This is a genomic window from Flavobacterium sp. FG68, assembly GCF_057808895.1.
In genome coordinates this window covers 128,903-149,151 of the sequence record NZ_JBMDIY010000005.1, presented here as the reverse complement: position 1 = coordinate 149,151, position 20,249 = coordinate 128,903, and the positions used below count along the sequence as shown (strand labels likewise).

The 20,249-nt window shown below is 33.7% G+C and carries 17 protein-coding genes; 9 read left to right on the top strand and 8 right to left on the bottom strand.

Features of this window, described 5'->3' with window-relative positions:
* Positions 1-16 precede the first annotated feature (16 nt).
* The 3 genes from ACODSB_RS05170 to ACODSB_RS05160 all read left to right on the top strand — a co-directional run bounded on the left by ACODSB_RS05170 (position 17) and on the right by ACODSB_RS05160 (position 2,719).
* Entirely contained in the window at positions 17-349 is a 333-nt protein-coding gene (locus ACODSB_RS05170) for a hypothetical protein (protein ID WP_488936232.1), read from the top strand.
* 332 nt (positions 350-681) lie between these two features.
* Positions 682-1,095 (top strand): DUF1842 domain-containing protein, encoded by a 414-nt coding sequence (locus tag ACODSB_RS05165; protein ID WP_488936231.1) that lies wholly within the window; start codon positions 682-684, stop codon positions 1,093-1,095.
* 139 nt (positions 1,096-1,234) lie between these two features.
* Positions 1,235-2,719 (top strand): hypothetical protein, encoded by a 1,485-nt coding sequence (locus tag ACODSB_RS05160; protein ID WP_488936230.1) that lies wholly within the window; start codon positions 1,235-1,237, stop codon positions 2,717-2,719.
* An 82-nt stretch (positions 2,720-2,801) separates the two neighbouring features.
* Here the strand turns inward: ACODSB_RS05160 and ACODSB_RS05155 are convergent, their stop codons facing one another.
* The gene (locus ACODSB_RS05155; protein ID WP_488936229.1) at positions 2,802-3,461 is read right to left on the bottom strand and encodes a SanA/YdcF family protein; all 660 of its coding nucleotides are present in this window, start codon (positions 3,459-3,461) and stop codon (positions 2,802-2,804) included.
* 156 nt (positions 3,462-3,617) lie between these two features.
* Positions 3,618-5,645: a M3 family metallopeptidase gene (locus ACODSB_RS05150; protein WP_488936228.1), complete on the bottom strand. Its 2,028-nt coding sequence runs from the start codon at positions 5,643-5,645 to the stop codon at positions 3,618-3,620.
* Positions 5,646-5,867: 222 nt separating this feature from the next.
* On the opposite strand from ACODSB_RS05150, the gene ACODSB_RS05145 reads away from it, so the two are divergent.
* Positions 5,868-6,536, top strand: coding sequence for a hypothetical protein (locus ACODSB_RS05145; RefSeq protein ID WP_488936227.1), 669 nt, complete (start codon positions 5,868-5,870; stop codon positions 6,534-6,536).
* Positions 6,537-6,695: 159 nt separating this feature from the next.
* Here the strand turns inward: ACODSB_RS05145 and purE are convergent, their stop codons facing one another.
* The 5 genes from purE to ACODSB_RS05120 form a co-directional block, all read right to left on the bottom strand.
* Complete coding sequence (gene purE, locus ACODSB_RS05140) at positions 6,696-7,181, bottom strand: 5-(carboxyamino)imidazole ribonucleotide mutase (RefSeq protein ID WP_012022518.1); 486 nt, start codon at positions 7,179-7,181, stop codon at positions 6,696-6,698.
* A gap of 364 nt (positions 7,182-7,545) precedes the next feature.
* Complete coding sequence (locus ACODSB_RS05135) at positions 7,546-8,700, bottom strand: 5-(carboxyamino)imidazole ribonucleotide synthase (RefSeq protein ID WP_488936226.1); 1,155 nt, start codon at positions 8,698-8,700, stop codon at positions 7,546-7,548.
* Positions 8,701-8,991: 291 nt separating this feature from the next.
* Positions 8,992-9,573 carry a hypothetical protein gene (locus ACODSB_RS05130; RefSeq protein ID WP_235992122.1) on the bottom strand — a complete coding sequence of 194 codons (582 nt, stop codon included), beginning with the start codon at positions 9,571-9,573 and terminating at the stop codon, positions 8,992-8,994.
* Positions 9,574-11,664 (bottom strand): TonB-dependent receptor family protein, encoded by a 2,091-nt coding sequence (locus ACODSB_RS05125; RefSeq protein ID WP_488936225.1) that lies wholly within the window; start codon positions 11,662-11,664, stop codon positions 9,574-9,576. It abuts the gene before it with no gap.
* A gap of 157 nt (positions 11,665-11,821) precedes the next feature.
* Positions 11,822-13,096, bottom strand: coding sequence for a PQQ-dependent sugar dehydrogenase (locus tag ACODSB_RS05120; RefSeq protein ID WP_488936224.1), 1,275 nt, complete (start codon positions 13,094-13,096; stop codon positions 11,822-11,824).
* Between the two features lie 185 nt (positions 13,097-13,281).
* Here ACODSB_RS05120 and hpt point away from each other — a divergent pair, with 185 nt between their 5' ends.
* From hpt to obgE, 4 genes are all read left to right on the top strand, one after another.
* On the top strand, positions 13,282-13,812 hold the full coding sequence (gene hpt, locus ACODSB_RS05115; RefSeq protein WP_488936223.1) for a hypoxanthine phosphoribosyltransferase: 531 nt from the start codon (positions 13,282-13,284) through the stop codon (positions 13,810-13,812).
* Positions 13,813-13,886: 74 nt separating this feature from the next.
* Positions 13,887-14,459 carry an adenylate kinase gene (locus ACODSB_RS05110; RefSeq protein ID WP_053470808.1) on the top strand — a complete coding sequence of 191 codons (573 nt, stop codon included), beginning with the start codon at positions 13,887-13,889 and terminating at the stop codon, positions 14,457-14,459.
* 215 nt (positions 14,460-14,674) lie between these two features.
* Positions 14,675-15,949 carry a hemolysin family protein gene (locus ACODSB_RS05105; protein WP_408611614.1) on the top strand — a complete coding sequence of 425 codons (1,275 nt, stop codon included), beginning with the start codon at positions 14,675-14,677 and terminating at the stop codon, positions 15,947-15,949.
* A gap of 145 nt (positions 15,950-16,094) precedes the next feature.
* Entirely contained in the window at positions 16,095-17,096 is a 1,002-nt protein-coding gene (gene obgE / locus ACODSB_RS05100; protein WP_180861082.1) for a GTPase ObgE, read from the top strand.
* Between the two features lie 118 nt (positions 17,097-17,214).
* Here the strand turns inward: obgE and ACODSB_RS05095 are convergent, their stop codons facing one another.
* Positions 17,215-17,745: an outer membrane beta-barrel protein gene (locus ACODSB_RS05095; RefSeq protein ID WP_053470811.1), complete on the bottom strand. Its 531-nt coding sequence runs from the start codon at positions 17,743-17,745 to the stop codon at positions 17,215-17,217.
* A gap of 312 nt (positions 17,746-18,057) precedes the next feature.
* Between ACODSB_RS05095 and ACODSB_RS05090 the strand changes: the two genes are divergently transcribed.
* Positions 18,058-20,202, top strand: coding sequence for a S46 family peptidase (locus tag ACODSB_RS05090; RefSeq protein ID WP_488936222.1), 2,145 nt, complete (start codon positions 18,058-18,060; stop codon positions 20,200-20,202).
* Positions 20,203-20,249: the final 47 nt, after the last annotated feature.

The window sequence follows — 20,249 nt, the reverse complement described above, 5'->3', positions numbered from 1 at the left end:
TTAAAAATTAATTATCATGGCAATTCAAACAGTAGGAAAATTTAAATTAAATCAACAAGGCGGATACGTTTGCAGAACTGAGTTTGTATACTTAGACTCAAATGGTCAATTACAAAGTTCTTCTCAAACAGGTAATGAACTTTTAGGTCAGTCGTATACAACAGATCCGGGAAGTCTTGGCGTACCGGACGGATCAACGCTTTGGATGAAAATCTGGGTTATGGCCGGACACGATAATCAGGCGCAGCAAGCATTTATATATCAGTCGGGAAATTCGGCTATTGCTGATTATACTTGTTCAGGAACTACTCTTTCTAATCATTTAGCTTTAGATGGCGTAAGTTCATAGTAATTTAAATAAGTTTAAAAACCACTGATATTGCAATGTAATATTGGTGGTTTTTTGTTTAAAACAGGTGTTTATACGGGTAAAATTTTCTTGTGTCACTCTTAACCTGTTTCATGTCAAAGAAACTCCATTTCACATCATTTTTTCCTTTATGTCTACTTATCTGATATAGTTTTGAAGTAGAAATAAACCAAAGTATTCTTATTTAAAACATTCTAATTTAAATAAGAATATAAAAATAAAATATCAAATAGGTGGAGCAGACCCCACTTAAAAAAACGAGGCGGTTCCGAAAAGCCTTATGAGTAGGAAAACCAAAAAATACAAAAGTTATGGCAGATTTATTAGCAGGTGCTTATTTAGTAAGCGGAACAATAGGAAATGTAGGAACACCAGGTGCTCCAATCGTATCATTTAGTTTAGTTGTTGTACCATCACAAAATTCAGTTTCTGGTACGGCAGTTATTAAACAAGCAGTAAATGGTCCTGATGGACATATTGTTGTTCCTGTAACAGGAAAAATATATGCAGCTGGACTTGGACAGTATACACAATTAGTTAGTTTTAAAGGACAATATGTTCAAACTTTTCCAGCTCCGGCAATTGGTGCTTTTTTAGCCGATTTTGACGCTCATTTATCTGTTGATGCAGAATGGAACGGAGTAGGAGGTTTTTCATACTACCAACATCATATTGAAAACGTACCTGTAAAAGCAGTAAAAAATTTACAACCAGAGTTGGCATAATAAGAGACCCCAAATATTAACAACTCGAATTACGAAACATATTAGGATTTAATTACGCCTGATTTGGTTACAGTTTTGATTGAAAGGGTCGTCTTTTTAGACGGCCTTTTTTATTGCCAAAAAAATAAATCACAAAAACATGAATAGAAAACCGATTATTATAATCGTATTAGTTGTCTTTATTGCTGCAGCTGTTACAATATTCTTTTTGAATAAAGAAAAAATATTTGGAAAAGCCGGAGTTTCAGGATATGCTAAAACGGAAGCAGCAGCTACACCTTGCGAATGCGAAGCAAGCTGGTTTCCGCACGAACAAACACCGCCGCCTGCAGAAGGAGACGAAAGTCCTTTTGATACTTCAAGTACCACAAATTGTATTTTCCATCAATGGTCATGGCAAAAATTCCTTTGGGTCACAAAACCACTTCCATCTGGAAATCCGTTGTTTTTAGATTCTTTGGATGTTGTTAGTCCTGAGATGGCGGCAGTTGCTCCGCAATTAGGATTAAAATTAGTTTTAAGTTCCATTAATCAGGCTGGTCCGGAAGGCGTGTTAGTTTCTAACCCAAAATTTGTTTCCGGAAAAACAGCTGGCGATACGGTATATTATTCTATACACGTAAATAAAACATTGCATGATAAAGCCATTATTGCAGCTTCTGAAATTAACAGCGGAAAAGTTCCTTATTCTAATTTAGAAACATTTCCTGTTGGTTCATTGGAGTTAAAAGTTTCATGGATTAGTACCGATGCAATTCCGAAAGAAAAAATTGGAGAGTATTTCGTTACTAAAGCGGCATTCAAAAATAAGCAAGGACAATATGTAGCAAAATCTGTTGCGCTATTAGGAATGCACGTTGTGGGAGTTGTAAAAAATCATCCTGAATTTATCTGGGCAACTTTTGAGCATAAAGAAATGGCTCCGGTTTATGACTGGAAAAACAATTCTGTGACATCAGCAACTGAAATGCTGCTTTATCAAAGCGGAACAACTTCTGGCTTAAAAGGAATAAAATGGGATAAAGTAAACAAGAAACCATTAGAGCCGTATAAAGCTTTTGTTCTTTATGAATATGGAGTTCCAAAAGTGATAAGTACAAATGCTTATATGACAACAAGCCAGGCAGAACCTGCTAATTTTGACAACATCGATACGATCAATAAATGTGTAGCCTCAAAATTAACAGACGTTTTCAAGAATTACTTCTACAACGGATCAATTTGGTTAAATACAGACGGATTAACTCCGGCGCAGCAGGCGCAAACTATTGTAAAAAGTGATATATCAAGTGTTCTTCCGGATTCATTGGCAAGAGGTTCTGCTAATTTAGCAAACATTACAATGGAGACTTACACGCAGACTTTTCAGGATAGTATACATAAAATTAATGCTGGTAATTTAGCAAATTGTTTTAGCTGTCATCAATCTCAAAATTTTGACACTACAAGAGGAATTGGAAAATCTCCTTTGTATTTAAGCCACGTGTTTGAGTCTTATTTGTATACTACAAAACCTCAGCCGGCAACTGCTAAAAATGTTAACTTAAAAGCTAAACGCATCGAAGAAACAAAAGCACTTAAACTTAAACAGTTTGAAGAAGTGTTTGTTCGCCGACATAAATAGTTCATTTTTTGCAAAACAAAAAATGTCTTATTTTAATTTTGCTCCAAATGAAAAGCCGAAGTATTACTTCGGCTTTTCTATTTTATCGTTTATCTTCTTTAGAATAATTAGAAGGACCATTAATGTTAATTGGAGTTCCCAGAAAACGAGGCTCGCGATTTCTTAAAACATCAAAAAAGGATTTAAAAATGGAACCATATTCTCTAAAACAAACATATTTATATCCGTGATATTCTCCATTATTTGCAGAATATCCAGCCGATTTTATTCCAAGTTTTTGTCCAATATAAATCGCTCGGTTCAAATGATATTCCTGAGAAATTAAAGTAGCTTTTTTAATCTTGAAAATATGTTTTGCACGATACATTGTTGAATAAGTATCGAAACCTGCATAGTCAATAAATATTTTTGTCGTGTCAACTCCATGATTAAAACAATAGTTTTTCATAACCGTTAATTCATCATATTCATCACGGCCATTATCTCCCGAAAGTAAAATTTTATTGATGCGTTTCATTTTGTACAATAAAATCCCGGCATCAAGACGATCTTTTAAATATTTGCTTGGCTGATTTCCATTAATTCCCGCACCAAAAATAATTCCGACATCATTTTTTGGAAACTTTTTAACCGAATAATAAATCTTGTTTTTGGTAGAAGATATTACATAGTAGTTTACAGAAACAATAGCAATCAATCCAATAATTGCAAGATAAAGAACTATTCTAAAATATTTTTTCACGGCTTGTATTTGTAAGATTAAGATTTAAAAATACGAAGATAACTAAAATTATTTCTAAGAGAAATCAAATAAAAAAACCGAAGCGATTATGCTTCGGTTTAATGTAAAAATTTATTAGAGATTAAGATTAAAAAATCTACAATCAAAAATCTGCAATTACAGAAGTCCCGCTCTTTTCAATAAAGCTTCTGGTTTTGGTTCCTGACCTCTAAAACGTTTGTATAAAGTCATAGGATGTTCAGTTCCTCCTTTAGAAAGAACATTATCTTTAAATTTCTTAGCTATTTCTTCATTGAAGATTCCGTTTTCCTGAAAATATTCAAAAGCATCAGCATCTAAAACTTCTGCCCATTTGTAGCTGTAATATCCGGAAGAATATCCGCCTTGAAAAATATGAGAGAAAGCTGTACTCATCGCATTTTCTTTTACATCAGGATACAATTGCGTGTTGGCAAATTGTTCTGTTTCGAAAGTTTTTAAATTGGTAATGCTTGTTGGATCTTGTCCGTGCCAAGCCATATCTAATAATCCAAAACTTAATTGACGTAACGTTGCTAAACCTTCCTGAAAACTTGCACTTTCTTTAATTTTCTGTACATATTCAATCGGAATAATTTCTCCCGTTTCATAATGATTCGCAAACAAAGCCAAGGCTTCCGGTTCGTAACACCAGTTTTCCATAATCTGACTTGGCAATTCTACGAAATCCCAATAAACAGAAGTTCCAGATAAACTTGGATAAACTGTGTTTGCTAACATTCCGTGTAAACCGTGTCCGAATTCATGAAATAAAGTCGTTACTTCATTAAAAGTCAATAAAGAAGGTTTTGTTTCTGTTGGTTTTGTAAAATTACAAACGTTCGAAATATGTGGTCTTTCGTTTACGCCGTCTTTTACATATTGAGATTTGAATGAAGTCATCCACGCGCCGTTTCTTTTTCCTTTTCTTGGAAAGAAATCAGCGTAGAAAATTGAAACTAAATTGTCATTAGCATCTCTTACTTCATAAGTCGTAACTTCTTCATGATATTTGTCAATATCAAAAACTTCCGTAAAAGTTAAACCGTATAATTTTTTGGCAACGGTGAAAGCACCATCTAATACTTTCTCTAATTGAAAATAAGGTTTCAGCTTTTCATCATCTAAATTAAAAAGCTGTTGTTTTAATTTTTCAGAATAATAAGCGCCGTCCCATTTTTCTAGCTGTTCGATTCCGTCCAGTTCTTTTGCGAAAGCAGTTAATTCTGCAAATTCTTTTTGAGCTGCCGGTTTTGCTTTTGCCAGTAAATCATTCAAGAATGAAAAAACTTTCTCCGGACTTTCGGCCATTCTTTCCTCCAGAACAAAATGTGCGTGCGTTTTATATCCTAATAAATTAGCTCTTTCAAAACGCAGTTTAGCAATCTTTAAAACATTTTCCTGATTGTCAAATTCATTATTCTGAAATGCTTTTGCACCAAAAGCAATCGCCATTTTTTTACGTAATTCGCGATTATCCGCATAAGTTAAAAACGGAACATAACTTGGATGGTCTAAAGTAAAAATCCAGCCTTCTTTTTCTTGATTTTTAGCCAATAATCTTGCTGCTTCAATCGTGCCTTCCGGTAAACCAGATAAGTCTTTTTCATTAGTTAAATGCAATTCGAAGTTGTTGGTTTCTGCCAAAACATTTTCGCCAAACTGTAAACTCAATTTAGATAATTCTTTATCAATTTCTCTTAATTGGTTTTTCTTGTCTTCTGGCAAATTGGCCCCGTTTCTGGAGAAGCTTTTGTATTTTTTATCTAATAAAGTAGTTTGTTCAGGATTTAAACCTAAACTTTCTTTTTGATCATAAACGGCTTTTACCTTTGCAAATAATTCAGCATTCAAACGAATATCATTTCCGAATTCTGAAAGTAAAGGCGAAACTTCCTGAGCAATTTTCTGCATTTCATCATTCGTTTCAGCCGAATTCAAATTGAAGAAAATACTAGAAAGACGATCTAAAATATCGCCCGAAAAATCCATCGCTACAATTGTATTTTCAAAAGTCGGCGCATCCGGATTATTTACGATTGCATCAATTTCGGCTTTAGCTAAAGCAATTCCTTCGTTGAAAGCAGGAACATAATCTTCGATTTTAATTTGCGAAAAAGGTGCGGTGTTATGTTTAGTTATAAATTTTGAAAGTAAAACACTCATTATGATATTATATTTTTTATTAATAGAAGTCGATTTTTTTGAATTTCAAAGATAGCAATTTATAAAAACCTAATCATCTAAACAAGATCGATTCTCGGCATAAAATCCTCTTAAATTGTGTTATAGATATGTTATTTATTTCTGTAAGCGTTTTTAAAAGCGTAAATTGAAAAAATAGATTTAGCATTATAAAATGCTGATCATAACTAAAAATAAAATAGGATGAATTATCAAGTTGTTATAAAGAATATTGATACGGTTAATGAAGTTGAAGGGTATTGGTCAGACGAAGATTTTATTGCGTTATTAGAAAAATTCAATTATCCCGATGGCGCAGCCGCAGAGAAAAACAGTTTACCGGAATTATTAGAAATGGCTATTTCAGATTATGAGCCTAACGAAGCTGCCGAAATAGTTTTGCAATATAAATTAGGAGATCAATTAAGCGAAGGACAAATTGAGCAAATATCGAACAATATGTTAATTGATAAGGTTTGCGAAGAATATCCCGAAATACACATGCAAGGCACTTTATTTCATGTAAATCAATTGCTTTTTAAAGCATACAATGGAAAATTTCCAAATGCAAAAGCTTCTATTGTTCATTTTTCACTGATGCCAACCGATGGAGAAGTACAAAAGCTGACACCCGAAAATGTGTTGAAATTATTGAATAATGGCTTATCTGATAGAAATCTGATCAAAAGATTATTCGAAAATCAAATATCTCAAAATATTCCATTTCCTGAGGCTGAAAGTATTATTTGGGAATTGAAAACTGAAGACAATATAAATTACGATTTGGTGACTTCAGAAAATTGGATAAATAAGGAAGATATAAAAGAATCTGAATTTGAATCTATTTTGGAAGAGGTTGAAGATGTAATTTAATTTCAAAAAATAAATAAAAAAAGGCTTCCGTACAGGGAAGCCTTTGCATTTTTATCCTGCAAGGTTTTCAAAACCTTGTAGGTATTTTGAAGTATTTAATTTTGATTGCGATAATCAAGACCTACAAGGTTTTGAAAACCTTGCAGGAATCGGGAAAACTTATTTCTTTAAACCTTCAGCAGCTTTATTAACCGCCGCTTTTAATTCTTCTTTATAAGAAATAATAGTATCCAAAACTTTTTTGTCGTGGCTTCCGATGATTTGTGCTGCTAAAATTCCCGCATTTTTTGCACCGTTTAAAGCAACAGTTGCAACTGGAACACCGCCCGGCATTTGCAGAATCGATAAAACAGAATCCCAGCCATCAATAGAATTGCTTGATTTTACCGGAACTCCAATTACAGGAAGCGGAGACATTGAAGCCACCATTCCTGGTAAATGTGCCGCACCACCCGCACCGGCAATAATTACCGAAATTCCGCGAGTATGTGCATTTTTACTGAAATCAAATAATTTCTCCGGCGTTCTGTGTGCCGAAACGATATCTACTTCAACTTCTACATTAAATTGTTTTAATATGTCGATTGCATCCTGCATAACTGGCATGTCTGAGATGCTTCCCATTATAATGGCTACTTTGCTCATGTTTTTATTTTTGTTGTGTTTTGTTTCAGGTTTAAAGTTTCAAGTTATTGGAAACTGAAAACTATTTTATGTTATTGGTTTAAGATCTTAATTTTAATAGAATTGTATAGATTAGAAATAGAATGAAAACTAGTAATGCTAAAGAAAATAAAACAAGAATTGTAAATAGAATAAAACTTTTTATTCTTTCTCCTGTATATTCATATTTATCAGTAAATTTTTCAAAATGAATTTTAAACAAATTTGAATTATTATCTAAATTCAAAAGGTTGATTAATATTTCTACAATATCCATTTAAAAATTAATTAAACTAAAAAACTGTATATTTTGTTTAGTTCTGTAAACTGTGACTGCGACTGAAAACTATTGAGAAATCACTTTAATCGTATTCTTAACTTCCTGTGCAATTCTCCTAGCTTCCTGCATATTCTCATTTACGATTGTAACGTGACCCATTTTTCTAAACGGACGTGTTTGTTTTTTTCCGTAAATATGTGGCGTAACGCCATCCCATCCTAAAATGGTTTCGATATTTTCATAAACAACATCTCCAGAATGACCTTCGGCGCCGACTAAATTTACCATAATTCCGGCAACTTTACTGTCTGTGTTTCCTAACGGAAGATCTAAAATAGCACGTAAATGATTTTCGAATTGCGAAGTATAACTTGCTTCGATTGAATAATGTCCAGAATTGTGCGGACGCGGTGCGACTTCATTCACTAAAATTTCATCTTCATTGGTTTGGAACATTTCAACTGCTAAAAGTCCAACGTGATTGAATTTTTCAGAAACATTTAAAGCAATTGCTCTGGCCTTTTCTGCAACTTTTTCATCGATTCTTGCAGGGCAGATTACGTATTCAACCTGGTTTGCTTCTGGATGAAATTCCATTTCTACAACCGGATACGTTTTAATTTCTCCTGATGGATTTCTTACCACAATTACCGCCAATTCATTTTTGAACGGAACCATCGTTTCTGCAATACATTCTACATTTGGTAAATCATCCATATCAGAAATCTGGCGAATTACTTTTACGCCATTTCCGTCGTAACCAAACTCGGTGCATTTCCAAACAAACGGAATTGTGATTTCATTATTTCCAACTGATTTTTGCAAATGCAATGGACTTTCAAATCGTAAATATGATGCAGTTGGGATATTACTTTCCGTGTAAAAATCTTTTTGAGTTCCTTTATTCTGAATTCCTTTTAAAGTTTTTGGAGACGGATATACTTTTACACCTTCGTTTTCTAATTGTGTTAAAGCTTCAAGGTTTATCAATTCGATTTCAAAAGTTAGAACATCGACTTGTTTCCCGAAGTTGTAAACCGTGTCATAATCCATTAAATCTCCTTGAAAGAATTTGTTGCAGGCAATTTTACTCGGCGCTTCATCACTTGGATCTAAAACATAAGTTTGTATGTCAAATTTTCTGGTGTCGAACAAAAGCATTTTACCCAATTGTCCGCCGCCTAATATTCCTAATTTAAAATCAGAAGAAAAATAATTCATTTTGTGTTGTGTTTTTGCAAAGATACCTTTTAATCTTTTTTTAGCCAAAATTTAGTGGTTTTCTAGTTTTTAGCCACGAATTGCACGAATTTTCACGAATTGTATTTTAAAGTTTTGCCACAGATTAAAAGGATTAAAATGATTTATCTCTGTGCGGATTTTTGTTTACCACGAATTACAAGAATTACCACTAATTTTTAGATTGAATCTAAAAAAAATAATTCGTGAAAATTAGTGTAATTCGTGGCAAACCAAAAAATCCTTCTAATCTTTTTAATCTGTGGCAAAAAACTATTCGATTTTCTTCAAAACTTCGCGGGCAACGGCTTTGTAAGCTGCGGAATGATCTCCGTAATCTTTGTTTAAAATAACCTGAAGTTCAGGATGAATCCAGTTGTAATAATTTCCCAGAACGTATAAAGTTCTTATAGAATAGGCTTTTGTAGCTACTTTTACATCATTTATAAGCCAATCGAAACTCGCTTCAATACAATCCTGAAGATTTTCTTCGGATAATGAAATACTGTTTTCGTCTTTTTTAAAATGAGATTTTACTAAAAGCTGTACCACTTTTGCAATTGGTCTGAGCGAACTTTCATCTTTCAGAACTTTCAAATTAGAACAGAAAAAATCAACGTGAGGCTGAAGCCAGATTAATTCTTCATACGATACAAATTCCAGAATCCAGCAGGCTTTATGATTGTTTTTATTTTCGGGCGAAAAGCAAATCGAAACTAATTCTTCAAATAAAGATGGATTTTCGAGAATGTCTTGCGCACACTTTAACCGGTTTTCCCGATAGGCACTTACATAATCCAGTTTTTCTTGTAATACAGAAAGCATTTTTTTAGGTTTGGGGGTGATTTCAAGCATCTAAAATAAATAATTTAATGAGATAGTTCCGTAATAATTTATAGGAAGTCCTGGATAATAATAGCGGGGCGCCGTGTTTCCAACTGCAACAGCATTTGGCAGTATTAGAGAGGCATATTTTGTATTTGTAACATTATTTACTCCAACAGCAAAATGTGAGGTTAAGCCTTGCAGGATCTCAAATCGATAACCTGTTTTTAAATTGATAAGATTATAAGAATCAGAAAAAGCTGTATTGGCATCATTCATTGGGATTTCATCTGCGAATTGATAATCAGCATTAAAATAAATTCCAAGATTGGTGTTTAAAGTAATTCCGGCGTTGACTTTGTTTGCTGCAACTCCCGTTAATTTATTTCCGGAATAATCATTTCCGTTATCAACGAATTCTTTAAACTCATAATTTCCTAAAGATCCGGCTAAATAAGAATTCAGAGAAAAGAATCGATTGATTGGCCAATTGTGATTTAAAGTAATTTCGATTCCTTCATGAAATGTTTTTCCAGCATTTAAACCCACATATTGATCATCGCCAACTCTTTTAGCAACTAATAAATCTTTAATTTCCATTCGGTAAACCGCAATTTCGGTGTAAAGTTTTTTATTGAAGAAATAAAACTTTCCGCCTACTTCAAAATTATAACCGTTTTCAGGTTTTATATTTGTATTAATTGTGCCTTCGCTTGTAAGAGTTTCTTCTGTCGCTGGCAATGAAAACCCTCGGCTGACCGAAAAATAAACCGTCTTTTGAGAATCTGGTTTAAATAATAAAGACAATTGCGGTGAAAAAATACCGTCATAACTATATTCCTGATTTGAGTTTTCAATATAATTGTCAAGACTGAATTTAGTTTTATTATAATTTAAACCTGCCTGAACTTCAAATTGATCTGAAAGTAAAGTTCGTAACTGAGAAAAGATATTATAGAAATGTCTTTTTTGTCCGGTTTCGGTAAGCTGGTCGCCTTGTAAACTTCCCAAACCATTATTTTGCTGATACAGATTTTCGAAAGTATTACCTTTATAAGTATCCGTAAAATATTCAATTCCGGTAATGAAGTTATTTTCTATTTTTCCAATTTTAAAGTTTCCAGAGAATTGTGTTCTTACGCCCGTTGCAAAAGTATATTGACGTAAAATATCAAAAGGTCTCGGTTCATTGCTGTCTTTATAATTGATAAAAACTGAAGTTGAGTTTTTTAGATTTTCATTAATTGAAAAATCATAAGCCAATCCGCCCAAAGTCGATTTGTATTCTTTATAACCTTTAGATGCAACCCAGGTTGGCGCGCCTGATTCCGGATTGTTTTCAAAAGCGTTTTTATTTATCGAACTCGGAATAAAAGCTTTTAAATAAGTATAGTTTGAAAAGTAAGTCAGTTTGCTGTTTTTCTTTCGAAATAATTCTCCTGCAAGCGTAATTCCTTCGCGTTTGTATGCACTGTTTTCTCGCCAGCCATCGGTTTTTAAATTGTGATAACTAATGTTTAAACTTCCGTTTTTTTCATCTAAACCAAAATTCACACTGTTCTTCAATAATCCAAAAGAGCCAAAAACAGAACTTATTCCAGCACTTTGATTTCCGTTTTTAGAAAGCTGAGGTGAAATTAAAATTGCACCACCTAATCCAGCTCCATAAACACTCGAAAGCGGACCTTTAATAATTTCAATTTGGTTGAGGTTTTCCAGATCAATATCGTCAATTACGGTTTCGCTGTTTCCGGACGTCAGCGGAATACTGCCATAAAAAGCCCTGATTTTATTGGTTCCGTAAGTGGTTCGCGCGCCAATACCGCGAATCGAAATTCGGGTTGTGGTAAAATTAGACGATTGCATAAAAACACCCGGAATGGTATTGATTACCGTTGTAATATCTGTGGTATTATTTTGCAGTAAATCTTTTTTAGAAAGAATTCCAATCGAAGCCGGAGTGTTTAATAAATTGTTATCAATATGAAGTGGACTGATTACAACTTCTTTCAGCTTTTCGGTTTTTAAGGAATCAATTTTTTTGCCTTCTCTTTTCTGCGCCTCAATGTTTTGGAAAACAAAAATCACAAAAAGAAAAAGACAATATTTTTTTAAGGTCATAAATGATTTGAATTAAGACGTAGTTTTTAAAACACATAGAAACATAGGATTCATGGAGGCAAAAAAGGTGTTTCGCTTTTAATAAAATATAAAATCTATGTTTCTATATGTTTAAATTATCTGTACAAATTGGAATTTGGAATTTTTAATTTGGAATTTATTTATTCGCTGTAACCTTCCAAATCGTATTTCCACTGTCATCATTTACTAAAAGCGATCCGTCGTTCATAACCGTAACTGCAACCGGACGTCCGTAAACTTCAGCTTTATTTTCATCCGAAACAAAACCAGTTAAAAAATCTTCTGGTTTTCCCGATGGTTTTCCATCTTTAAAAGGAACAAACAGCACTTTATAACCTGAAATTTTAGAACGGTTCCAAGAACCATGCTGTCCAACAAAAGCGCCATTTTTATACTTCGCCGGGAATGCATTTTTAGTATAAAAAGCCAATCCAAGTGAAGCAGTATGCGCACCAACAGGAACATCAGGGACAATTGCTTTTTCTACCAAATCTTTTCTTTCGCCTTTCATTCTTGGATCAGGAATACTTCCAAAATAAGAATAAGGCCATCCGTAAAAACCATCTTTTTTTACACTCGTAATATAATCCGGAACTAAATCGTCTCCCAGATCATCACGTTCATTTACAGCTGTCCAAAGTTCTTTATTAACAGGATTCCAATCCATTCCAACCGGATTTCTAAGACCCGAAGCATAGATTTTTTCGCCGGTTCCGTCAGGATTAATTTCAAGAATTCCGGCACGGCGCACTTCTTTATCCACACCATGTTCAGCATTGTTACTTCCTGAACCTACAGAAACATAAATTTTGCTTCCGTCAGGGCTTGCTAATAAATTTCTGGTCCAGTGATTGTTGTAACCTCCGGCAGGAAGTTCAAGAATTTTTTCGCCTTTAGTTTCCAGTTTCAGCGGATTATTTTTATAAGGATAACGGTATAATCCGTCGGTATTTGCAATGTAGAAAAAGTCCTTTAAAACCAACATTCCAAAAGGTTTATTTAAATCTTTAATGAAAACTTCACGAGTTTCAAACTTTCCGTCTTTGTCTTTATCACGCAAAACCGTGATTTGATTTTTACTGGCGCGTGTTCCGCTTTCAACAACAAAAATATCACTGTTTGGCGCAATATAAGTCCAGCGAGGGTTTTCAAAACCGTCTGCAAATTTCGTAACCGTAAATCCTTCAGGAGCTTTTGGCGTAACACCGTTTGGCCATCCAATAACTTTGCTGTTATTCGTTTTAGATTCAGTGGCATATGGCGGCGGAAGCGTAATGTCGCCAACAGCAGTTTTTACAACATTTCCCGGTTGTTTTGCCAGTGCTTCTTTTTCTTCTTTTTTAACTTGTCCGTTACAGGAAGTCATTAAAATTAATAAGGATATAGAAAATAGTGGTAAGTAATTCTTCATTGGAATTTGGAGTTAAATGATTATTCAACAACAATTTAGTAAATTAAAAAGTAGCTGCAAGAACGATTTTGTAATTATTAACTGATATTTAACATTCGTAAAAAAGTCATCTTTCGATTCTATTTTCATGTGGGCAGATTGGTTGTAATTCTGTATCTTTGTCCATTATTTTAAATTTAAAAATAATGATACAACTTCACGATAAACAATTTGTTCCGTTTATTTCGGCTAAGGAAATTGATTTTGCTTTAACCAAATTAGTTGCACAAGTAGAAGATGATTTTGGAGATGATACTCCAATTTTTATTGGAGTTTTGAATGGTGCCTTTATGGTGGTTGCCGATTTTCTAAAAAAATATAAAAGTCCTTGCGAGGTTTCATTTGTCAAAATGGCTTCTTATGAAGGAACTGAAACAACAAATTCAGTTAAAGAATTGATTGGAATCAATCAGGATTTGTCTGGAAGAAGCGTTGTTATTATCGAAGATATTATAGATACAGGAAATACGCTTGAAGAATTAAAACATTTATTTAAAGCACAAAATGTAAAACACTTTAAAGTGGCTACTTTGTTCTTTAAACCAGAAGCTTATAAAAAAGATATTAAGATAGATTATATCGGAATCAGAATACCGAATAAATTTATCGTTGGCTACGGATTAGACTATGATGGTTTAGGCAGAAACCTGACCGAAGTATATAAATTAGCAGAATAACATTAAACAAACACAACTATATATTCATTTTAAACTTCTTTTAAAAATAAGAAGTTACACAACTCAAACGTACTATGATTAACATTGTTTTATTTGGAAAGCCTGGAGCAGGAAAAGGAACTCAGGCAGAATTTTTAAAAGAAAAATACAATTTAACACACCTTTCTACAGGAGATATTTTCCGTTTTAATTTAAAAAATGATACTGAACTAGGTAAAAAAGCAAGAGTTTTTATGGATAACGGAGAACTAGTTCCGTGCGAAGTAACAACAGCAATGTTAATTGACGAAGTAAATAAACACCCGGAAAGCGCAGGATTTTTGTTCGACGGATATCCAAGAACTTTAGATCAGGCCGAGGCATTAGATAAATTTTTACCAACAATTGGTTCAAGCGTAACAGCAACAATTGCATTAGAGGCTGATGACGAAATTTTAGTAGCACGTTTACTGGAAAGAGGAAAAACAAGCGGAAGACCAGATGATCAGGACGAAGAAAAAATTCGTGTAAGATATCAGGAATACAATGAAAAAACGGCTCCATTAATTGGATATTATAAAGAGCAGAATAAGTTTCACGCCGTAAACGGAATTGGAACTATCGAAGAAATTACAGAACGCTTAACGTCAGTTATAGATAATTTGTAGAAGCTAATCCAGCTGTACGTGAAGTCCCGATAGCTATCGGGACGCTAAAAAAACTATTTTTCCAAACCATAAAACGAGCTTCCGCTGGTCGCTGTTTTCTGGCAGGAAAAATTAGTTTTTTTAGCTCCGGGCTCTTCACTTCCATCTGGGCTAAAAAAGAACAATAAGAATTTATACCAAACAACGAACCAAACAAATAACGAATCTACTAAACATTGGAAATACTAATAATATTTTTTCTAATACTATTAAACGGAGTTTTCTCAATGTCTGAAATTGCATTGATTTCGGCACGAAAAAATAGACTGGAAACAGCAGCAAAAAAAGGGAACAAAAGTGCTAAAACAGCGCTTGATCTGGCGAATTCTCCAAACAAATTTTTATCAACGGTACAAATCGGAATTACCTTAATTGGAATCTTGACAGGTATTTATTCTGGTGATAAAATCACATTAGATGTAGAAACATTTGTGAGTGGTTTTGAAGTTTTAAAACCATATGCACATTCGGTTGCGGTGGGGATCGTGGTTGTAGTTTTAACGTTCTTCTCTTTGGTTTTAGGAGAATTACTTCCAAAACGTATCGGATTAAATTATCCGGAATCAATTGCCAAAATGGTGGCGATGCCAATGAAAGTAATTTCCATTATCACGGCACCGTTTATTTGGTTACTAACTTCTTCAACAGATTTTTTATTGAATGTTTTGCAGATAAAACCAACTGCTGACGGAAAAGTTACCGAGGAAGAAATTAAAGCCATCATTAAAGAAGGAACAGAAGTTGGCGAAGTTCAGGAAATTGAACAAGATATTGTGGAGCGTGTTTTTCACATTGGAGACCGAAAAGTAAGTTCGTTAATGACGCACCGAAAATCGGTAGATATGCTTCCGTTAAATGCTGATAAAACAAAAATAAAAGAGTTGGTTGTTCAGGATTTGCATACCGTTTATCCTGTTTACAATGAAAACTACGATGACATTGTTGGAGTTGTAACGCTGAAAAATATATTTGCCAATATCGAAAACGATAATTTTGATTTTGCTTCTATAATTTCTGATGCGCCATATTTAATGGAGCAGACAACAGCTTATAAAGCATTAGAAAATTTCAAAAAAACAGGTGTTCATTACGCTTTGGTTTCTGATGAATATGGAGTTTTTCAAGGTTTAATTACTTTGAATGATATTCTGGAAGCTTTAGTTGGCGATGCATCTGAGTTTTATAAAGATGAATTCCAGCTTATAGAAAGAGAAGATGGATCGTGGCTGGTTGACGGACATTATTCATTACACGATTTCTTAACGTATTTCGAATTAGATGAACTAACAAACGATTACGAAGTAAACACCGTAAGCGGAATGATTATGACCGAACTTTCACATATTCCAAAAGAAGGTGAAAAACTAATTTGGCAAAAATTCATCTTAGAAGTTGTCGATATGGACGGCGTAAAGATTGATAAAGTGCTTGTAAAAGCGCTTAAAGAATAAAAAAGAAAATAGTATTCAGTCGCAGTATTCAGTCACAGGTTGTGCTGAAAAATGGGATTGAGACTGAAAAGTAAATAAAATAGAGTTTAGACATAGAATTTAGAGCAATCTAAAATCTAAAATCTAAAATCTGAAATTCAGAAAAATGACAGAAGGAAATTTTGTAGATTACGTTAAGATATATGTTTCGTCCGGAAAAGGAGGAAAAGGATCTACGCATTTACATAGAGAGAAATTTATTGAAAAAGGCGGCCCGGACGGTGGTGATGGCGGTCGAGGCGGACATGTGTATTTAGTGGGAAATAAAGGACTCTGGACATTATTTCATTTAAAGTTTGCGCGTCATATTAAAGCCGGACACGGTGGAGACGGTGGAGGAGACCGAAGCACGGGAGCAGATGGAGATGATAAATTTATTGAAGTGCCGCTGGGAACTGTTGTAAAAGACAAGGAAACGGGAGAAGTACTTTTTGAAATTACAGAAGACGGTGAAAAAAGAATTCTTGCAAAAGGAGGAAAGGGAGGTTTAGGAAACTGGCATTTTAGAAGTTCTACAAACCAAACACCGCGTTACGCGCAGCCAGGTTTACCAGGTTTAGAAATGGACGTTATTCTGGAACTTAAAGTTCTGGCAGATGTTGGATTGGTTGGTTTTCCTAATGCAGGAAAATCTACTTTATTGTCTGTGTTAACTTCAGCAAAACCAAAAATTGCTGATTATCCTTTTACTACTTTAAAACCAAACTTAGGAATTGTAGCTTACAGAGATTATCAATCTTTTGTAATTGCAGATATTCCGGGTATTATTGAAGGTGCTGCCGAAGGAAAAGGTTTAGGACATTATTTCCTTCGCCATATTGAGCGTAATTCGACTTTGCTATTTTTAGTTCCGGTTGATACGCCGGATATTAAAGCAGAATATGATATTTTGGTTAACGAATTAACGAAGTATAATCCGGAAATGCTGGACAAAGAACGTCTTTTAGTGATCTCAAAATGTGATATGCTGGATGATGAACTTAAAGCTGAATTGAAAGCAGAATTAGATGTTTCGTTTAAAGATATTCCGTACATGTTTATTTCATCTGTTGCACAGCAAGGTTTAACAGATTTGAAGGATAAACTTTGGAAAATGCTTAACGATTAAAATCGGCTTATTATAAAATATAAAAACCCGACAACTTTCATTGTCGGGTTTTTTACTTTTTGCGCGAAAAAACAAAAAGTATAAAGGATTTTACTTTCTAACTTAAATCCTAATGTAATTATAGTCCAAAGTTTTTAGAGATTCCAAAGTTTACACTTTGCCCAAAATTAAAACCAAAACGTTGTTCTCTGGCAATTCCTTTTCCGCTAAGATTGTCGTAACCAATACCTCCAATATTGAAATTTAAACCAAATCCATTTTTCATATTAATAAATAAGGCTGGTGTTAAACTAGCATATACACCTTTAGTTTTATCAATACTTCTTTCCTGATATCCCACTCCTAAATCAGTGTAGAAAGAAAATAAATCAGAAAGAGGCACTGAGTAACGAGTAAAAGCACCAACTCTGTATGCTTCTTCTCTTTTAGATCCAGATTCTTTGTAGTTCAGGATTGAACCTTCAACTCCTAAAGTCCATTTGTCTGTAAATTGGTATCCTACTTTTGGAGAAAATTCAAAGTTTTCATATTTATCATCCCCAATTTTTTCGGAACCAAATCCAACATTTCCACCAAGCAAAATTGATCCTTTTTGCGCACTCATCATTGTTGTCACTAATAGTACAACTGCTACTAATAATTTTTTCATTTTTATTTTTTTAATTAGAAAGGCAAATTAAAGGAATAATTATTTGTAAGAAATAGATTAAATTAAATATTTTTAATTGAAAGTTAATTTTTACAATTTTTATTAAGATTTAAAATCATGATTTCATTAAATCTAGAATTTTATAAGTTTAATTAACTATTATCTTTTTATATTCTAATAATTTTTCTTTTTCATCAAATTATGAATTTCGCAAAATCATCTTCATATTTATTTATAATGTTTTGTTTTTAGATCGAATGTTTATTTTTTTTGCGAAAATGAGTTATATTCGCAGTACTTAAACAAAATAACATGAAAAAAATAGTTTTATTCTTGACCATGTGCCTTATGGCTTTTCCTGTAAGAGCTGATGAGGGAATGTGGTTCTTGATGTTTATCGAAAGATTGAACCATAGAGATATGGAGAAAATGGGCTTGCAATTAACAGCCGAAGAAATTTACAGTATTAACCATCATAGTTTAAAAGATGCAATTGTGCAGTTTAATGGTGGATGTACTGCTGAAATCGTTTCTAAAAGCGGATTAGTTTTAACAAACCACCATTGCGGATATAACGCGATTGCAGAACTTTCTACTGCAGAACAAAACTATTTGAAAGATGGTTTTTGGGCAAAAGAAAAAAGTGCCGAAATGAAACCAAAATCTTTATACGTTCGTTTCTTTGTTCGTATGGACGACGTTTCTAAAAGAATTTTATCAAAAGTAAATGATACTATGACCGAAACTGAAAGAAACAAAATCATTCAGCAAGAGATTAGTTTAATTGAAAAAGAAAATAGTGAAAACGGAAAGTATACAGTTTCTGTTCGTCCTTTCTTTCAAGGAAATGAATATTACTATTTTGTTTACCAGGATTACACAGATGTTCGTTTAGTGGGAACACCTCCGGAAAGTGTTGGTAAATTTGGAGGAGACACTGATAACTGGGAGTGGCCTCGTCAAACTGGAGATTTCTCTATGTTTAGAGTATATGCTGATAAAGACGGAAATCCTGCAGCTTACTCAAAAGATAATGTGCCTTTACAGCCAAAACATTATTTACCTGTAAGTATTAAAGGGGTGAAAGAAAATGATTTTGCCATGATTCTAGGTTACCCAGGAAGAACAAATCGCTGGATGCCGGCGGGCGGAATTGAGCAAAATATAAAATATGCTTATCCTGCATGGGTTGAAGGTGCCAAAACCGGAATGGATGTAATGAAAAAGTATATGGATACAGATGCAACAGTTCGTTTGAAATATGCATCTAAATATGCTTCGACAGCAAATTACTGGAAAAACCGTCAGGGTATGATCGATGCTTTAACAAAAGCAGGAACGGTAGATACAAAATCAGAGCAGGAAGATAAATTTTATGAGTGGGCAAGTAAACCTGCAAATAAAGATAAGTACGAAAATGTAATTCCTACTATTAACGATTATTACAGAGAAACAAACTTAAAAGCACGTCACGATAATTACTTAACGCAGCTTTTACGTACTTCTGCTTATGCGACAGGTCCAGCAAATTTAGGAAATGAGTTAATAGCTTACTATAAAGAAAATGAAGCAAAAAGAGCAGAGATGTTGCCAAAGATCAACACAATGATTGACAATATCTATGGTAATTTTTATGCTCCGCTTGAAAAAGATGTGTTGACAGCGCAATTAAATTTATATGCTTCTAAAGCTGCTGAATATGGACTTGCTCCAGAAATTGCTAAAATGAAAACTACTAATAATGGTGACTTTACTGCTGACGTAGCAAAAGCAACTGAAATTAGTTATTTTACAACTAAGGAAAAAGTATTAGCATTTATGGCTGATCCAAAACCTTTGGCAATTGTACACGATCCTTTGTATATTATCTCAAATGATTTATTGACTAAATACCGTGCTAAAACAGATGATCAGGCAAAAGCTGATGATGGTTTTGCAACTGCTTACCGCGAATTAGTGGAAGGTTTAAGAGAATCGAAATTAAACGCAATTAAATATCCAGATGCAAACTCTACTTTGAGATTAACTTACGGAAAAGTTCGTGCGTTACCTGCAGATCCTCGTAACGATGCTGCGATCAACAATTATACTACTATGGAAAGCATGGTGAAAAAGTATAAAGCAGGAGATCAGGAATTTGATTTACCAGCTCGTTTGTTAGAATTAAACAAAGCAAAAGATTTTGGTCAATATGCTGATAAAGCGGGTTACATGCCAGTAAACTTTTTAACTGATAATGATATTACTGGAGGAAACTCAGGTTCGCCAGTTTTAAATGGTAAAGGAGAATTAATTGGAATTGCTTTTGATGGAAACATCGAGGCGATGGCCGGAGACGTTATTTTTGATCCTAAATTGCAAAGAACTATTAACGTTGATATTCGTTATGTACTTTGGATTATTGACAAATACGCTGGAGCTAAAAATATTATTGACGAGTTGACGATTACAAAATAATCTCAATTTTATGATAAAAGTAAACCCGACAGATTTTAAATCTGTCG

Coding starts and splice junctions, on each gene's coding strand:
- obgE (WP_180861082.1), top strand. CDS start 16,095: ATGACAGAAGGAAATTTTGTAGATTACGTTAAGATATATGTTTCGTCC.
- ACODSB_RS05160 (WP_488936230.1), top strand. CDS start 1,235: ATGAATAGAAAACCGATTATTATAATCGTATTAGTTGTCTTTATTGCT.
- hpt (WP_488936223.1), top strand. CDS start 13,282: ATGATACAACTTCACGATAAACAATTTGTTCCGTTTATTTCGGCTAAG.
- ACODSB_RS05165 (WP_488936231.1), top strand. CDS start 682: ATGGCAGATTTATTAGCAGGTGCTTATTTAGTAAGCGGAACAATAGGA.
- ACODSB_RS05170 (WP_488936232.1), top strand. CDS start 17: ATGGCAATTCAAACAGTAGGAAAATTTAAATTAAATCAACAAGGCGGA.
- ACODSB_RS05095 (WP_053470811.1), bottom strand. CDS start 17,745: ATGAAAAAATTATTAGTAGCAGTTGTACTATTAGTGACAACAATGATG.
- ACODSB_RS05110 (WP_053470808.1), top strand. CDS start 13,887: ATGATTAACATTGTTTTATTTGGAAAGCCTGGAGCAGGAAAAGGAACT.
- ACODSB_RS05130 (WP_235992122.1), bottom strand. CDS start 9,573: ATGCTTGAAATCACCCCCAAACCTAAAAAAATGCTTTCTGTATTACAA.
- ACODSB_RS05125 (WP_488936225.1), bottom strand. CDS start 11,664: ATGACCTTAAAAAAATATTGTCTTTTTCTTTTTGTGATTTTTGTTTTC.
- ACODSB_RS05135 (WP_488936226.1), bottom strand. CDS start 8,700: ATGAATTATTTTTCTTCTGATTTTAAATTAGGAATATTAGGCGGCGGA.
- purE (WP_012022518.1), bottom strand. CDS start 7,181: ATGAGCAAAGTAGCCATTATAATGGGAAGCATCTCAGACATGCCAGTT.
- ACODSB_RS05120 (WP_488936224.1), bottom strand. CDS start 13,096: ATGAAGAATTACTTACCACTATTTTCTATATCCTTATTAATTTTAATG.
- ACODSB_RS05150 (WP_488936228.1), bottom strand. CDS start 5,645: ATGAGTGTTTTACTTTCAAAATTTATAACTAAACATAACACCGCACCT.
- ACODSB_RS05090 (WP_488936222.1), top strand. CDS start 18,058: ATGAAAAAAATAGTTTTATTCTTGACCATGTGCCTTATGGCTTTTCCT.
- ACODSB_RS05145 (WP_488936227.1), top strand. CDS start 5,868: ATGAATTATCAAGTTGTTATAAAGAATATTGATACGGTTAATGAAGTT.